The sequence below is a fragment of the Pseudomonas sp. S3(2024) genome (assembly GCF_036861315.1).
Taxonomy (GTDB): Bacteria; Pseudomonadota; Gammaproteobacteria; order Pseudomonadales; family Pseudomonadaceae; genus Aquipseudomonas; species Aquipseudomonas putida_A.
Genome location: NZ_JAZAQQ010000001.1, coordinates 103,154 through 117,657 on the forward strand (window position 1 = coordinate 103,154; position 14,504 = coordinate 117,657).

16 protein-coding genes are annotated in these 14,504 nt (G+C 57.4%); 7 read left to right on the forward strand and 9 right to left on the reverse strand.

The annotated features are described in order from the left end of the window. Positions 1-10: 10 nt before the first annotated feature. The 5 genes from VLA07_RS00495 to VLA07_RS00515 form a co-directional block, all read right to left on the reverse strand. Complete coding sequence (locus tag VLA07_RS00495) at positions 11-1,099, reverse strand: flagellar basal body P-ring protein FlgI (RefSeq protein ID WP_177325661.1); 1,089 nt, start codon at positions 1,097-1,099, stop codon at positions 11-13. A 27-nt stretch (positions 1,100-1,126) separates the two neighbouring features. Then, complete coding sequence (gene flgH / locus VLA07_RS00500; protein ID WP_027613958.1) at positions 1,127-1,822, reverse strand: flagellar basal body L-ring protein FlgH; 696 nt, start codon at positions 1,820-1,822, stop codon at positions 1,127-1,129. Positions 1,823-1,874: 52 nt separating this feature from the next. After that, entirely contained in the window at positions 1,875-2,660 is a 786-nt protein-coding gene (gene flgG / locus VLA07_RS00505; protein ID WP_003222804.1) for a flagellar basal-body rod protein FlgG, read from the reverse strand. Between the two features lie 45 nt (positions 2,661-2,705). After that, entirely contained in the window at positions 2,706-3,446 is a 741-nt protein-coding gene (locus VLA07_RS00510) for a flagellar basal body rod protein FlgF (RefSeq protein ID WP_007965507.1), read from the reverse strand. A 271-nt stretch (positions 3,447-3,717) separates the two neighbouring features. Beyond that, the gene (locus VLA07_RS00515; RefSeq protein ID WP_047600009.1) at positions 3,718-5,280 is read right to left on the reverse strand and encodes a sigma-54-dependent phenylalanine hydroxylase transcriptional regulator PhhR; all 1,563 of its coding nucleotides are present in this window, start codon (positions 5,278-5,280) and stop codon (positions 3,718-3,720) included. A gap of 383 nt (positions 5,281-5,663) precedes the next feature. Between VLA07_RS00515 and phhA the strand changes: the two genes are divergently transcribed. The 6 genes from phhA to VLA07_RS00545 all read left to right on the forward strand — a co-directional run bounded on the left by phhA (position 5,664) and on the right by VLA07_RS00545 (position 10,080). Continuing rightward, positions 5,664-6,455 (forward strand): phenylalanine 4-monooxygenase, encoded by a 792-nt coding sequence (gene phhA, locus VLA07_RS00520; protein WP_007965510.1) that lies wholly within the window; start codon positions 5,664-5,666, stop codon positions 6,453-6,455. Positions 6,456-6,573: 118 nt separating this feature from the next. Then, complete coding sequence (locus tag VLA07_RS00525) at positions 6,574-6,930, forward strand: 4a-hydroxytetrahydrobiopterin dehydratase (RefSeq protein WP_003222798.1); 357 nt, start codon at positions 6,574-6,576, stop codon at positions 6,928-6,930. Further along, positions 6,930-8,123, forward strand: coding sequence for an amino acid aminotransferase (locus tag VLA07_RS00530; RefSeq protein WP_333988232.1), 1,194 nt, complete (start codon positions 6,930-6,932; stop codon positions 8,121-8,123). Before VLA07_RS00525 ends, VLA07_RS00530 begins: the two co-directional genes overlap by 1 nt. A 268-nt stretch (positions 8,124-8,391) precedes the next feature. Then, complete coding sequence (locus VLA07_RS00535) at positions 8,392-8,523, forward strand: hypothetical protein (protein WP_256214475.1); 132 nt, start codon at positions 8,392-8,394, stop codon at positions 8,521-8,523. Positions 8,524-8,593: 70 nt separating this feature from the next. Next, positions 8,594-8,776 (forward strand): hypothetical protein, encoded by a 183-nt coding sequence (locus VLA07_RS00540; protein ID WP_003222790.1) that lies wholly within the window; start codon positions 8,594-8,596, stop codon positions 8,774-8,776. Positions 8,777-8,880: 104 nt separating this feature from the next. Continuing rightward, positions 8,881-10,080: an MFS transporter gene (locus VLA07_RS00545; RefSeq protein ID WP_333988233.1), complete on the forward strand. Its 1,200-nt coding sequence runs from the start codon at positions 8,881-8,883 to the stop codon at positions 10,078-10,080. Positions 10,081-10,142: 62 nt separating this feature from the next. On the opposite strand, the gene VLA07_RS00550 is transcribed toward VLA07_RS00545, so the two are convergent. Together VLA07_RS00550 and arfB are read right to left on the reverse strand one after the other, a co-directional pair. Then, the gene (locus VLA07_RS00550) at positions 10,143-11,441 is read right to left on the reverse strand and encodes a hypothetical protein (protein ID WP_247267728.1); all 1,299 of its coding nucleotides are present in this window, start codon (positions 11,439-11,441) and stop codon (positions 10,143-10,145) included. A gap of 199 nt (positions 11,442-11,640) precedes the next feature. Continuing rightward, entirely contained in the window at positions 11,641-12,054 is a 414-nt protein-coding gene (gene arfB / locus VLA07_RS00555) for an alternative ribosome rescue aminoacyl-tRNA hydrolase ArfB (RefSeq protein WP_103368136.1), read from the reverse strand. Between the two features lie 146 nt (positions 12,055-12,200). On the opposite strand from arfB, the gene queC reads away from it, so the two are divergent. Continuing rightward, positions 12,201-12,899, forward strand: coding sequence for a 7-cyano-7-deazaguanine synthase QueC (gene queC, locus VLA07_RS00560; RefSeq protein ID WP_247267729.1), 699 nt, complete (start codon positions 12,201-12,203; stop codon positions 12,897-12,899). A gap of 62 nt (positions 12,900-12,961) precedes the next feature. Here the strand turns inward: queC and VLA07_RS00565 are convergent, their stop codons facing one another. Both VLA07_RS00565 and VLA07_RS00570 read right to left on the reverse strand, forming a co-directional pair. Then, complete coding sequence (locus tag VLA07_RS00565; RefSeq protein WP_150367971.1) at positions 12,962-13,837, reverse strand: queuosine precursor transporter; 876 nt, start codon at positions 13,835-13,837, stop codon at positions 12,962-12,964. Continuing rightward, the gene (locus VLA07_RS00570; protein ID WP_247267730.1) at positions 13,821-14,426 is read right to left on the reverse strand and encodes a helix-turn-helix transcriptional regulator; all 606 of its coding nucleotides are present in this window, start codon (positions 14,424-14,426) and stop codon (positions 13,821-13,823) included. The genes VLA07_RS00565 and VLA07_RS00570 overlap by 17 nt, the downstream gene beginning before the upstream one ends. Between the last annotated feature and the right edge of the window lie 78 nt (positions 14,427-14,504).

Genomic DNA, 14,504 nt, shown 5'->3' on the forward strand with positions numbered 1-14,504 from the left:
GTCGGCGTCCTCAGATCACGATCAGGTCGGCTTGCAACGCGCCGGCCTGCTTCAGTGCTTCGAGAATGGCCATCAGGTCACCCGGTGCCGCGCCAACCTGGTTCACCGCCCGCACGATCTCGTCGAGGGTGGTGCCCGGGCCGAACTTGAACATCGGCTTGGCTTCCTGTTCGGCGTTGACCCGCGAACGTGGAACCACCGCGGTCTGGCCGTTGGACAATGGGCCCGGCTGACTGACGATCGGGTCTTCGGTGATGGTCACGGTCAGGCTGCCGTGAGTCACGGCGGCCGGCGAAACTTTCACGTTCTGGCCGATGACGATGGTGCCGGTGCGCGAGTTGATGATGACTTTCGCCACCGCCTGACCCGGGTCGACTTCGAGGTTTTCGAGGATCGACAGGTAGTCGACGCGCTGGCTCGGATCGAGCGGTGCCGTCACACGGATCGAGCCGCCGTCGATGGCTTGCGCCACGCCAGGGCCGAGCATGTCGTTGATCTTGTCGACGATGCGCTTGGCCGTGGTGAAGTCGGAGCGGTTGAGGTTCAGCGTCAGGCTGTTGCCCTGGTTGAAACCGCTCGGTACCGAACGCTCCACCGAAGCACCACCGGGGATACGACCGGCCGACGGAACGTTGACGGTGATCTTCGAACCGTCACGCCCTTCGGCATCGAAACCACCGACCACCAGGTTGCCCTGAGCGATGGCGTAGACGTTGCCGTCGATACCCTTGAGCGGGGTCAGCAACAGGGTGCCGCCGCGCAGGCTCTTGGAGTTACCGATCGAAGACACGGTGATGTCGACCTGCTGCCCCGGTTTGGCGAACGCCGGCAGATCGGCACTGACCGACACCGCTGCGACGTTTTTCAACTGCACGTTGCCCGATCCCGGCGGCACCTTGATGCCGAACTGCGAGAGCATGTTGTTGAAGGTCTGCAGGGTGAACGGGGTCTGCGTCGTCTGGTCGCCGGTGCCGTTAAGCCCGACCACCAGGCCGTAACCGATCAACTGGTTGGAACGCACGCCGGAAATGCTGGCGATATCTTTCAGCCGCTCGGCGTGGGCACCAAAGGCTGCGGACAACAGGGCCGCAGCCAGCATGAGGCTCTTGAAATTCAAAGTCGCCACCTAGAAAGGGAACAGCGGGCTGAGGAAGAAACGGTCGAACCAGCCTGGCTGACTCGCATCGGCAAACGAACCGGTGCCCGAGTAGGTGATGCGCGCATCGGCGACACGGGTCGACGACACGGTGTTGTCGGTGGCGATGTCATCGGCACGCACGAGACCGGCGATGCGCACCAGCTCGTCGCCGGTGTTGAGGGTCATCCACTTCTCGCCGCGCACGGCGATGATGCCATTGGGAAGCACATCGGCCACGGTCACGGTGATCGAGCCGGTCAGGGTGTTGCCCTGCGCCGCCTTGCTGTCGCCCTTGGTCGCACGGTCGCCGCTGTAGCCGACGTCGAGGCTCAGGTCATTGCCACCCAACGGGTTGTTGGTGGTGCCACTGCCGCCGAACAGCGAAGTCAGGCCGATGCCGGTCTTGCTGTTCTTGGCCACTTGCGAGTTGGCGTTTTTGCTGGCCTGAGTCTTCTCGTTCAGGGTGATGGTGATGATGTCACCGACCCGGAATGCCTTGCGGTCGCTGTACAGGTTCTGCTCGAAGCCGGCCTGATAGATCGAGCCGTTGTTGGCCGCAGACGGCAATGGCGTGCGTGGCAACACCGGAGCGTAATAAGGGTCATTGGGCTTGGGCGTCGGTGCGACGCAGCCCGCGAGCGAGACGACCCCACCCAATGCCAGAACAGATACGAAGCGTTTCATGACCCTACCTCACGGTGTTGCTGGCGACCTCATGGCCGCCCCATAGACTTGATTACAGATTCTGCGTTACGAACGAGAGCATCTGGTCGGCGGTGGAGATCACCTTGGAGTTCATCTCGTAGGCGCGCTGAGTGGTGATCATGTTGACCATCTCTTCAACGGTGCTGACGTTGGAACCTTCCAGGGTGTTCTGCAGCGTGGTACCGAAACCGTTCAGGCCCGGGGTGCCGATTTGCGGCGCGCCGGAAGCAGCGGTTTCCAGGAACAGGTTGTTGCCCACTGCCTGCAGACCGGCCGGGTTGATGAAGTCGGCGGTTTGCAGGTTGCCGATCACCTGAGCGGCCGGGTTGCCTGGCACCGTGATCGACACGGTGCCGTCGGTGCCGACGGTGAAGCTCTGCGCGTTGTTCGGGATAACGATGGCCGGTTCCAGGGCGAAACCGCTGGCGTTGACGATCTGACCGTTGGAGTCGAGGTGGAAAGTACCGTCACGGGTGTAGGACGTGGTGCCGTCCGGCTGCAGGATCTGGAAGAAACCGCGACCGTCGATGGCCATGTCCAGCGGCTGCTCGGTGGTTTGCAGGCTGCCGGCGGTGAAGTTTTTCTGGGTGCCGACGATGCGCACACCGGTACCCAGTTGCAGACCCGACGGCAATTCACTGTCCTGGGTCGACTGGGCGCCTGGCTGACGCTTGATCTGATACAGCAGGTCCTGGAACTCGGCACGGTCACGTTTGAAACCCGTGGTCGACACGTTCGCCAGGTTGTTGGAAATGGTGGTCAGGTTGGTGTCCTGGGCGGACAGACCGGTTTTGGCAACCCATAGAGCCGGAAGCATTCGATTCTCCTCGTGCGCCTGTTTTACGGCGCGACGTTCTGATAATTAGCTGATCTGCAAGACCCGAGCCATGGCCTGGTCGTCGTCTTTGGCGGTGTTCATCATCTTGACGTGCAACTCGAACTGCTTGGCCAGGGCCAGCACCGAGGTCATTTCTTCCACGGCGTTGACGTTGCTCGACTCAAGGAAACCCGACACCAGTTTGACGTTGGCATCGGCCGGCGCCGGCTGGCCGTCCTTGGTGTAGATCGAGCCGTCGAGGCCTTTGTTGAGGTTCTTGATGTCCGGGTTGACCAGTTTGATCCGGTCGACTTCCGCCATGACGCGCGGGCCTTCGCCCATCGCACGAATACTGATGGTGCCGTCTTCCCCGACTTCGACCTGCTGCTCCGGCGGCACGGCGATCGGACCGCCGTTGCCGAGTACCGGCATGCCGTTGCCGGCGCGCAATACGCCGAGGGCGTCGATGTTCAGGCTGCCGGTGCGCACGTAGCTTTCTCCACCGTTAGGGTTCTGCACGGCAATAAAACCGTTGCCGGTCACGGCGACGTCGAGGTCACGCCCGGTCTGCACCAGCGAACCGGCGGTGAAGTCGGTGGCGGGCCGTTCGCTCATGGCAAACGCACGCGCCGGAAAGCTGTCACCGAACACCGGCATCGAACGCGCCTGCTCCAGGTCGCGCTGAAAACCATTGGTGGAGATGTTCGCCAGGTTGTTGGCATGGGCCTTTTGCGCCAGTGCGTTCTGACTGGCGCCGGTCATTGCCACATAAAGGTACTTGTCCACACTCTTTCCTCTGCATGCCGGACGTTTGCCGCCCACCGCTGTACTGCTGAGCCATAAGCAATTTGCAGACCAACTTTTTTCTGGCGGCTTGCGGCCCGGTAAACAAAGGACTTGCGGGGTTTTGCGGGGAAATTGGAAATGTATCGAAGTCGAAAAACCGGCGGTGTTATGCCGCTTGGCGGCAAAGGATCAAAAGATCGCAGCCTTCGGCAGCTCCTACATTGAAATGCTTCCCCCTGTAGGAGCTGCGGCACGCTGCGATCTTTTGATCTCAAGCTTCAGGATCTTTACCGACCTCATACTCACGGAGCTTGTTGGCAATGGTGGTGTGCGAAACCCCCAACCGCTTACCGAGTTGCCGACTGCTCGGGTGTTCGGAATACAAGCGCTCCAGCACCGCTTTCTCGAAGCGTCCGACGATCTCGTCCAGCCCGCCCTCCAGCGAGAAATCGCCAAGCGGCTGACGCACGCCGTAATCCGGCAGGCGGATGTGTTCGACCTTGACCGTGCCGCCCTCGCACAGTGAAACCGCCTGGAACAGCACGTTCTCCAGCTGCCGCACGTTGCCCGGCCAGTGATAATGACTGAGGCGATCCATTGCTGCCGGCGCCAGTTTCGGCAGCGAGCAACCGATCTGGCGGCTGGCCTGATCGAGGAAGTGCTCGACCAGCGGGGTCAAACCGTCGAGGCATTCGCGCAACGGCGGGATGTGCAGCGACAGCACGTTCAAGCGGTGATACAGATCCTGACGAAACTCGCCGCGCGCGCACAGTTCGGACAAGTCGACCTGAGTGGCGCAGATCACTCGCACGTCCAGATACACCTCTTCGTCGCTGCCGACCCGGCGGAAGCAGCCGTCCTGCAGAAAGCGCAGCAACTTCACTTGCAAGCGCGGGCTCATTTCACCGACGCCATCGAGGAACAGCGTACCGCCCGCCGTCAGTTCCAGCAGGCCGAGCTTGCCTTCGGCGCGCGCGCCCTCAAAGGCGCCGGGGCCGTAGCCGAACAGTTCGGTCTCGGCCATCGACTCCGGCAGCCCCGCACAGTTGAGCGCCATCAGCGGCGACTGCCCGCGCGGACTGGCGAGGTGACAGGCGCGGGCGAGCAATTCTTTGCCGGTGCCGGTTTCGCCTTCGATCAATAGCGGCGCATCCAGCGGCGCCATGCGCCGCGCTTCACGCACGACAGCGGCCATCACTTTCGAGCTCTGGAAGATACTGTCGAAGCCACGCAATTCCTGTTTGCGCACGTTATAGATGCGCTCACCGACGCGGTCGGCGCGGTGCAAGGTCAGTACCGCACCGGCCATGGCTTCGCTGTCGTCGTGCTCCGATTGCAGCGGCGCGATGTCGGCGAGAAAGATGTCGCCCTTGACCTTGACGCGCATGCCGTTGATTCGCGACTTGTTGGCGCGCACCAGTTCCGGCAAATCGAAATCCTCGGCATAGCGCGACAGCGGAATCCCCGGCACTTCATCCACGCGCACTCCGAGCAACTGCGCCGCCGCGCGGTTGGCCGCAACGATCGAGCCGCCCATGTCGATCGACAGCACCGGGAATTCCAGCGCGCCGAGCAACGCGTTCAACTCCATGTGCCGACGCTCGCTGGGCATCAGCCCGACGCGTTTGACCCCAAACACTCCAGCAATCGCCTCGAACTTCGGCCGCAGCGCCTGGAACTGGATGTTGATCAGGTTCGGGCAGTGCAGATAGATCGCATTGCCGTGCTCGCCGCCGACCTCGCCGCGTGCAACGTTGATCCCGTACTCCACCAGCAGGTTGAGGATGTCGCGCAGGATGCCGATGCGGTTTTGGCAGTGGACTTTGATACGCATATAAAGAGGCCCGACGAGGATGAGGGGTTAAACACAATCCCTGTGGGAGCGGGCTTGCTCGCGAAGGCGGTGTGTCAGCTGAATGAATGGTGACTGACACACCGCTTTCGCGAGCAAGCCCGCTCCCACAGGGATAGCGCCCCGACTTTTCTGTCGAGGCGAGCAGATAGTTGTCAAGATTATGTGACAGCCACAGCCCTTTTCAAACCTGCAAATCACCGCAAATGCGTGATATCAGCCAAAGCGTAACGATTTTTTTACGAAATGCGGTGGTTGTTCCTACCAGGAACGCACTCAACCTGCTGCATCACGCCGCACTCTCGGGTAATTCTCAGTCCATCGCTGGACATAACAAGAACGAATTCCCCTAGCAGGAGAGCAGTATGAAGCAGACGCAATACGTGGCCCGCGAGCCCGATGCGCAAGGTTTTATCGACTACCCCGCCGAAGAACATGCGGTGTGGAACACGCTGATCACCCGCCAGTTGAAAGTGATCGAGGGTCGGGCGTGCCAGGAATACCTGGACGGTATCGAAAAACTCGGTCTGCCCCACGACCGCATTCCGCAGCTGGGCGAGATCAACAAGGTGCTCGGTGAGACCACCGGTTGGCAGGTTGCCCGCGTCCCGGCACTGATCCCCTTCCAGACCTTCTTCGAATTGCTCGCCAGCAAACAGTTTCCGGTGGCCACGTTCATTCGTACCCGCGAAGAACTGGACTACCTGCAAGAGCCGGACATTTTTCACGAGATCTTCGGCCACTGCCCGCTGCTGACCAACCCATGGTTCGCCGAATTCACCCACACCTACGGCAAACTCGGCCTGCAGGCCACGAAGGAAGAGCGCGTGTATCTGGCGCGCCTGTACTGGATGACCATCGAGTTCGGCCTGGTCGACACCCCGCAAGGCAAACGCATCTACGGCGGCGGCATCCTGTCCTCGCCGAAGGAAACCGTTTACTCGCTGTCGGACGAACCCGAGCATCAGGCCTTCGATCCGCTGGAAGCCATGCGCACACCGTATCGCATCGACATCCTGCAGCCGCTGTACTTTGTCCTGCCGAACCTCAAGCGCCTGTTCGACGTCGCCCATGAAGACATCATGGCCATGGTTCGCCAAGGCATGCAGCTGGGTTTGCACGCTCCGAAGTTTCCGCCAAAACCGAAAGCCGCGTGATCCGCGACTTTTGCTGAGAATTGAGTCTGTCAGTCGCCGTCACTTTGGTTTAGCGTGACGGCATTGACGGGCCGATAGTTTCTATAAAAAAAACACACTCGATTTCAGGAATCACACCATGTCCACTTTGAACCAAGCCCACTGCGAAGCCTGCCGTGCCGATGCGCCACAAGTCAGCGACGAAGAACTGCCGATCCTGATCAAGCAGATCCCGGACTGGAACATCGAAGTACGCGACAGCATCATGCAGTTGGAGAAAGTTTTCCTGTTCAAGAACTTCAAGCATGCGCTGGCGTTCACCAACGCCGTCGGCGAGATCTCCGAGGCCGAAGGTCACCACCCGGGTCTGCTGACCGAGTGGGGCAAAGTCACCGTGACCTGGTGGAGCCACTCGATCAAAGGCCTGCACCGCAACGACTTCATCATGGCCGCGCGCACTGACGAAGTAGCCAAGACCGCAGAAGGACGCAAGTAATGCACTTTGACGCCATCGGCCGGGTACCCGGCGACCCGATCCTCGGTTTGATGGAGGCCTATGCGCAGGACACTAACCCGCGCAAATTCGACCTCGGCGTTGGCGTCTACAAGGATGCCCAGGGCCTGACGCCGATCCCCGAAGCGGTGAAAATCGCCGAGGCGCAACTGGTCGAAAGCCAGGACACCAAGACCTACATCGGCGGGCACGGCAATCCGCTGTTCGGCAAAGTCATCAATGAACTGGTGCTTGGCGCCGACTCGAAGCTGATCGCCGAACAGCGCGCCGGCGCCACCCAGACTCCTGGCGGCACCGGTGCCCTGCGTCTGGCGGCCGACTTCATCGCCCAGTGCCTGCCGGGCAAAGGCGTGTGGCTGAGCAACCCGACCTGGCCGATCCACGAAACGATTTTCGCCGCGGCCGGGGTCAAGGTCAGTCACTACCCGTACGTGGGCAGCGACAACCGCCTCGACGTCGATGCGATGCTCGCCGCACTCAACGAAGTGCCGCAAGGCGACGTGGTGCTGCTGCATGCCTGCTGCCACAACCCGACCGGTTTCGACCTGAACCATGACGACTGGCAGCGTGTGCTCGACGTGGTGCGCCGCCGTGACCTGCTGCCGCTGATCGACTTTGCCTACCAGGGCTTTGGCGACGGACTGGAACAGGACGCGTGGTCGACCCGACTGTTCGCCGCCGAGGTGCCTGAGCTGCTGATCACCAGCTCCTGCTCGAAGAACTTCGGCCTGTACCGCGACCGTACCGGCGCGCTGATTGTCTGCGCGAAAACCGCCGACAAGCTGATCGACATCCGCAGCCAACTGGCCAACATCGCCCGCAACCTGTGGTCGACGCCACCGGATCACGGCGCGGCCGTGGTGGCGACCATCCTCGCCGACCCGGAGCTGAAAGCGCGCTGGGCCGATGAAGTGGAAGCCATGCGCTTGCGCATCGCCCAATTGCGCAGCGGTCTGGTCGAAGCACTGGAACCGCACGGTCTGCGCGAGCGCTTTGCGCACATTGGCGTGCAACGCGGAATGTTCTCCTACACCGGGCTGTCGCCGGAGCAGGTCAAACAACTGCGTGAGCAGCACAGCGTGTACATGGTCAGCTCGGGTCGGGCCAACGTCGCCGGGATCGATGCCACGCGTCTGGCGCTGCTGGCCGAGGCCATCGCCAACGCCTGCAAATAACCCCGCAATCCCCCTGTAGGAGTGAGCCTGCTCGCGATAGCGGCGTATCAGCCAGCATATGAGTTGACTGACACACCGCCATCGCGAGCAGGCTCACTCCTACAGTTGTTTTTGCGGCGACCTTTGTTATCGCGCCCCCCCTGCGGCCATCTGTCGCATTATTTTCAATTAAAAGTCTGATTGTCATTTTTCCTGCTGTATCCTGCGCAGGCTTTCAAGAAGCGCGGATCTACCAGATCTATCAACAGACTTAGCGAGGAGCGCAACCATGCACGAGATTCCTAATCTCCCCTTCCCAAGCCTGCACGTACCTGAGCAGACGACCACGCAACAAGCCGGTGCCCAACAGCCCGAGCCGAAAGAAGCCGTTGAGAGCCGCCAGGCCGACAGCGAAGAGTAAAACCCCGCCGTACAGACCGTGTGGAAAGCGCTAAGATGCGCTTTCCACACTGCCTGAAACCGAGCCCGCCATGACCGACGAATTCTCTGAAAGCCAAGCCGCCGTCCTGATCGGCGCCACTGAGAAAATGATCGAGATCTGGAACCGCCTCTCCCCGGAAAAGCAGGCCGCCCTGCTCGCCCGTTTCGGCAGCGAAGAAAATGCCCTCGCTGCACTGGTCACTACACAACTGGTCGCCCCGGCCAAACCCTGAAGCCACCCTCCCGGCAAATAGTTTTACTTTTCCCCGCCCCTGACTCGTCCGCGCCGGTATCATAAGCAGCCTATCTAATCCTGCTTTGCCGTGGATCGTTTCTCATGTCGTCCTCTATGCCACAACCCCAGCGCCCCCTGGCGGTCACGCTGCAAGTCGTGTCCATCGTCCTCTTCACCTTCATCGGCTACCTGAACATCGGCATTCCGCTCGCTGTGCTGCCGGGTTACGTCCACAGCGATCTTGGCTTTGGCGCGGTGATCGCGGGGCTGGTGATCAGCGTGCAATACCTCGCCACCCTGCTCAGCCGTCCGTACGCCGGCAAGATCATCGACAACCAGGGCAGCAAGCGCGCGGTGATGATTGGGTTGGCCGGTTGTGGCTTGAGTGGCGTGTTCATGCTGATTTCGGCGTGGACACCGAACTTGCCGATGCTCAGCCTGATCAGCCTGTTGATCGGTCGTCTGGTGCTGGGCAGCGCGGAAAGTCTGGTGGGCTCCGGCTCTATCGGCTGGGGCATCGGCCGGGTTGGCGCAGCGAACACCGCCAAAGTGATCTCGTGGAACGGCATCGCCAGTTACGGCGCGCTCGCGGTCGGCGCGCCGTTCGGGGTCTGGCTGGTCGGCCAGCTGGGATTGTGGAGCATGGGCGTCAGCATCATTCTGCTGGCAGCGCTGGGCCTGCTGCTGGCGTGGCCGAAAACCGCGGCGCCGATTGTCGCCGGCGAGCGCTTGCCGTTCATGCATGTGCTCGGTCGCGTGTTCCCCCACGGCTGCGGCCTGGCGCTAGGCTCGATTGGTTTCGGCACCATCGCCACCTTCATCACCCTGTATTACGCCACCCGGCACTGGGACAACGCAGTGCTGTGCCTGAGCCTGTTCGGCGCCAGCTTCATCGGCGCGCGACTGCTGTTCGGCAACCTGATCAACCGCCTCGGCGGCTTCCGCGTAGCGATCGCCTGCCTCTCGGTGGAAACCCTCGGCCTGTTGCTGCTGTGGCTGGCACCGGATGCACATTGGGCGCTGGCCGGGGCGGCGTTGAGCGGCTTCGGTTTCTCGCTGGTGTTCCCGGCGCTGGGCGTGGAGGCGGTGAATCTGGTGCCGGCCTCCAGCCGTGGCGCGGCGGTCGGCGCGTACTCGCTGTTCATCGACTTGTCGCTGGGGATCACCGGACCATTGGCGGGGGCGATTGCGGCGGGCTTCGGTTTTGCTTCGATCTTTCTGTTTGCCGCCATTGCCTCACTGAGCGGCCTGATGCTGAGTGTGTATTTGTACCGCATTAAACCAAAACACCACTTTCATTGATCGCCCAATATTGGCCATTCATTGGTTCCGAATGGCCAATGCACAACCGCGGCTTTTATAAGCTATCCATGCAAACGGAAAATGGCGAAGCTACCGTTTTCTCTATTTTTACTGGATACAAACACAATTTTTCGATCTTCCTGAACAGCGAGATCGTGAATAATCTGGTCTTTAGGAAATACAACCTTTCCAGCAACACCAAACCCCTCGTCCCAACCCATGTCTTGTTCAAGACTGGCAATAAATGCCTGGCTATCCGACCCGCCACGCAAATAAGCATAACCTGCTACCACAACGGTTGATTTCAAATTATAGAGTGCTGCTTTCGTCATATAGATATCGCTGAAATCATCAGTGATAAATCCTCCCCACCCTTGTTTGCCAAAAAGTGGATCTTCCTCGCCTTTGAGCCCGCGACGTTGAAGCTGGAGAAACAGATACTGCGGAACTCCATTATCCGAAGTACCTATAATATAAAACTGAGAACGATCATCGCGTTTCAGAATGACGCTTTTAACCGAAGGTACTCCATCATAATATCCTCCGACCCCAAAACTGGCGTCAAGATCACCACGAGCATCATACCGGCCAACAAACCAACTTTTATCACGCAGCCCCTCTGAAGCGGCGACAATATAACCATCGCCTTGGCGAAACATATCCTGTCCTATGACTAAAATAGATGAACCTCGAGAAACCAATCGGTACCCGCCATTACCGAACGTTTCGTCCAACCCACCGTTATTTTTTAACTTGACCACAAACGCCCTATCGAAAAATCCTCTGTCGTCAAGCGTGGTCAGAAGCAAAACGCCGCCATCGTCCAATAATTCCATAGTTCCGTGGTAGTCGCGCCCCTTATCCGCCAGAGGTTGCTTAACCTTTGGAACATCTGAACTTGCAGGAGCAACCTCTTTCAGATCCAGACTCCACAACATGACGCCTTTGCTGCCAAACCCTTCATCAAGTTTCCCATTCAAATCGAATCGAGCCAGGCCGGTAGCACGATTAAAGCCGTCTTTACGAGCGAAGAACCCCAACACATACTTGCCATGAACACTATCAAACTTCACGCTATAGGGCTGCGGCAAATCCCACCCAGGAAAAAACTCCGAGAGTTTAAAAAAAACACTACCCGCTTTTCCGAAACTCTCGTCGATACCTCCTTCCTCATCAAGCATGCACAGGTAAATCTCTTGCCGCTCCTCGTCAGTTGCTGCGCAAAGAATCCTGTTCGGTTCTGAGAGAAAAGTGACGACCCGAGGTTGAAGCCTCTGACCTTGTTCTCCGTATAAAACGACCTCACTGCGCACACCAAAATCAGTATCAGGAGTACCACGCACAACATTTAAGTTATTCATTTACTTTTGCTCAATCAATGAAAAGAGAGCTCAGTAAACGTGTAACAGCAATCCGGCACACCTGTCAGATATGACAGTCATGTAGACCAATTAGTTATAAAAGAGTCGTTCAATGTCCGGAAATTGATTAAGTTGAGAGGTGCGTAATGGAGACAATGCCCGCTCCGGATGAAATGGAACAACTCCATGACACCAACCCTTAAAAATCCACCTTGCCGCGCCCGGCCTTGATGCTGCCGCGCTTGGTCTTGGATTCGAGCCGGCGCTTCTTCGAGCCGAGGGTCGGCTTGGTCGGGCGGCGCTTCTTTTCGACCTTGGTGGCGCTGAGGATCAACTCGGTCAGGCGCTCCAGCGCATCGGTCCGGTTGGCTTCCTGCGTGCGGTACTGCTGAGCCTTGATGATCAGCACGCCATCGCTGGTGATGCGACTGTCACGCAGCGCCAGCAGCCGTTCCTTGTAGAACTCGGGCAAGGACGAGGCCGGAATGTCGAAGCGCAGGTGCACGGCGCTGGAGACCTTGTTGACGTTCTGCCCACCGGCGCCTTGCGCGCGGATGTACGTCAGTTCGATCTCGGCATCCGGCAAATGCACGTTGTTGGAAATCACCAGCATGGAAAAAAGTCCGAATTCAGAGCGTGCAGGATACCGCGATTAGCCACAAAGCAGGTCTCCTGCGGCCATGCGCAACTTCTTGCATCAATCGTTTCGCGTTATGATCCCCAGCGAAAATTTACCAGTTCAATGCAGGAAGCATAAGCATGAGCAATAAAGCAGTTATCGTTTTTAGTGGCGGACAGGACTCGACGACCTGTTTGATCCATGCACTGAGCCACTATGACGAAATTCATTGCATCACGTTTGACTATGGTCAGCGTCATCGCGCGGAAATCGAAGTCGCGCAGCAACTGGCCAAACAGCTCGGCGTGACCGTGCATAAAGTGATGGATGTATCTTTGCTGAATGAGCTGGCCATCAGCAGCCTGACTCGCGACAACATCCCGGTTCCGACGGTTAATAGTTCTGGCGAAAGTCTGCCAAGCACCTTTGTGCCGGGAAGAAACATCCTGTTTTTGACCCTCGCCTCTATTTACGCCTATCAGGTACAAGCCAGAACGGTCATCACCGGGGTTTGCGAAACGGACTTCTCGGGCTATCCGGATTGCCGGGACGAGTTCGTCAAGGGACTGAACAAAGCCCTTGAGCTGGGCATGGATTACCCATTGAAACTTGATACTCCGCTGATGTGGCTGAACAAGGCGGAAACCTGGGCGTTGGCCGATCATCACCATCAGCTTGATTTGGTTCGCCACCAGACACTGACCTGCTACAACGGCATAACCGGTAGCGGATGTGCAAATTGCGACGCTTGCAATCTTCGCGCAAAAGGCCTCAATGAGTTTCTGGAAAACAAGGATGAGGTGATGAACAGCTTGAAAAGGAAGCTGAATCTGCAATAAAGCACCCAGCATATAAAAATGCGCTCACCTGAAAATTTCGAGTGAGCGCATTATTTAATCCATCAAGCCTGACTACCCGTCAGATACCTCTTGAACAATGACCTGGCACCGTATGCCGGCATGATATTGAAGAACGCAAAACCGACCTTTATCGCGATCTGGACGTAAATCATGCTGAGTATCGCGCTATTCTCCATCGTCCCGTAAAAGGCGATGTAGCAGAAAAGAAAACTGTCGATTATCACCGCAAACAAAGTACTCAGAAACACCCGCAAGAAGAGAAATCGGGAGTTGGTCAGTTCTTTGATTTTGCACAACAGATAAGAGTTTATATTTTCCGACACCAGAAACGATATAGACGAAGCTACCAGCACCGACGACAACTGACTGATCACATCATTGTAAGGCCCGTCGAGCTTCCACCCGGGTAGGCCGGGAAGGTACGTAGTCATGGCCAGCAAAATGATAATGGCCGCATTACTGATGAACGCGAAGAGTATCGCCTTGCGCGCCAACCGGAGGCCGAAGGTTTCATTCAGCAAGTCGACGATCAAAAACGTCAGCGGATACAGGAAAGTACCCGGCGTTACGACAATATCAAAATATTCCAGATAGATAGGCTTGGTCGCCGCAATGCTGGTAAAAATATAAAGCGTGAACAGCATCAGGTTCAGAATGATATAAATCATCCAGGAACTCTCGTGGCGATCATTTATTTCATAAGCGGTAAGCGACCCTCCCTGGGAGTAGAATTTCTTGTACAGATTCTTTACTTCTATCTTGTTCAGATTATCCATAATCTCACTATTCAACACTTCACTCAGCTTTATTTTAATTATCTTGCCTGTCGCAATGACCATGATCACCGCCAGGCTTTTTCCGTTTTCGAACCCCAACAGCTTATATTTGGTGTTTTCCCTTTCAACGCTGCAATCCATTAAATCGTTCCTCGATTATATCCCCGACAACACAAATACTCTCCAGCGCAAGATCAACCTCAGTTGTTATGAATAACCTTTTACTGACCTTGTCATACACCAGTTTTTCCTTGTCGATACTTGCCGTGCCTTTCTGCACGATCAGCAGGTCGCCCGGTTCATTCATGCCACTGACTTCATTTTCCAGCAGGACGCCTATCAAATTGAAGGACGTTCCAAAATAGTAAGTCAGTGGAAAAATCGTCGCCAACTCGCCGATTCGCTTATCCAGATTCTGCAGAAGCAGACTTTCCTTGATGACAGGCACTGCCGCCGGGTTCATGTTGCCCTGCGGCGAGATGCTGCTGTCGATGATTTCCTTTTCTTCAAACGAGATTGTCTCTATCTCTTCGTAGGACACTCCGAAAAAGTCGGAAATCTTGCGCACAGTGGACTGCTGTACGTTGACCACTTTACCTTCAAGAATGTTGTAGATCGTGGTTCGGGTCAGTCCACTGGAGTTGCATAACGACAGCTGCGTTTCCCCACGACTCTTTATCAGGTACTTGATATTGTTCTTCAGATTCTCCGATCGTTCTCTTCTGTGCATGGAATGCTTACCGTCTTTTATAAAGGCAATTTGGAAATACCCCTCGAATCATCATTCAGGGACTCAACAGACCCACTA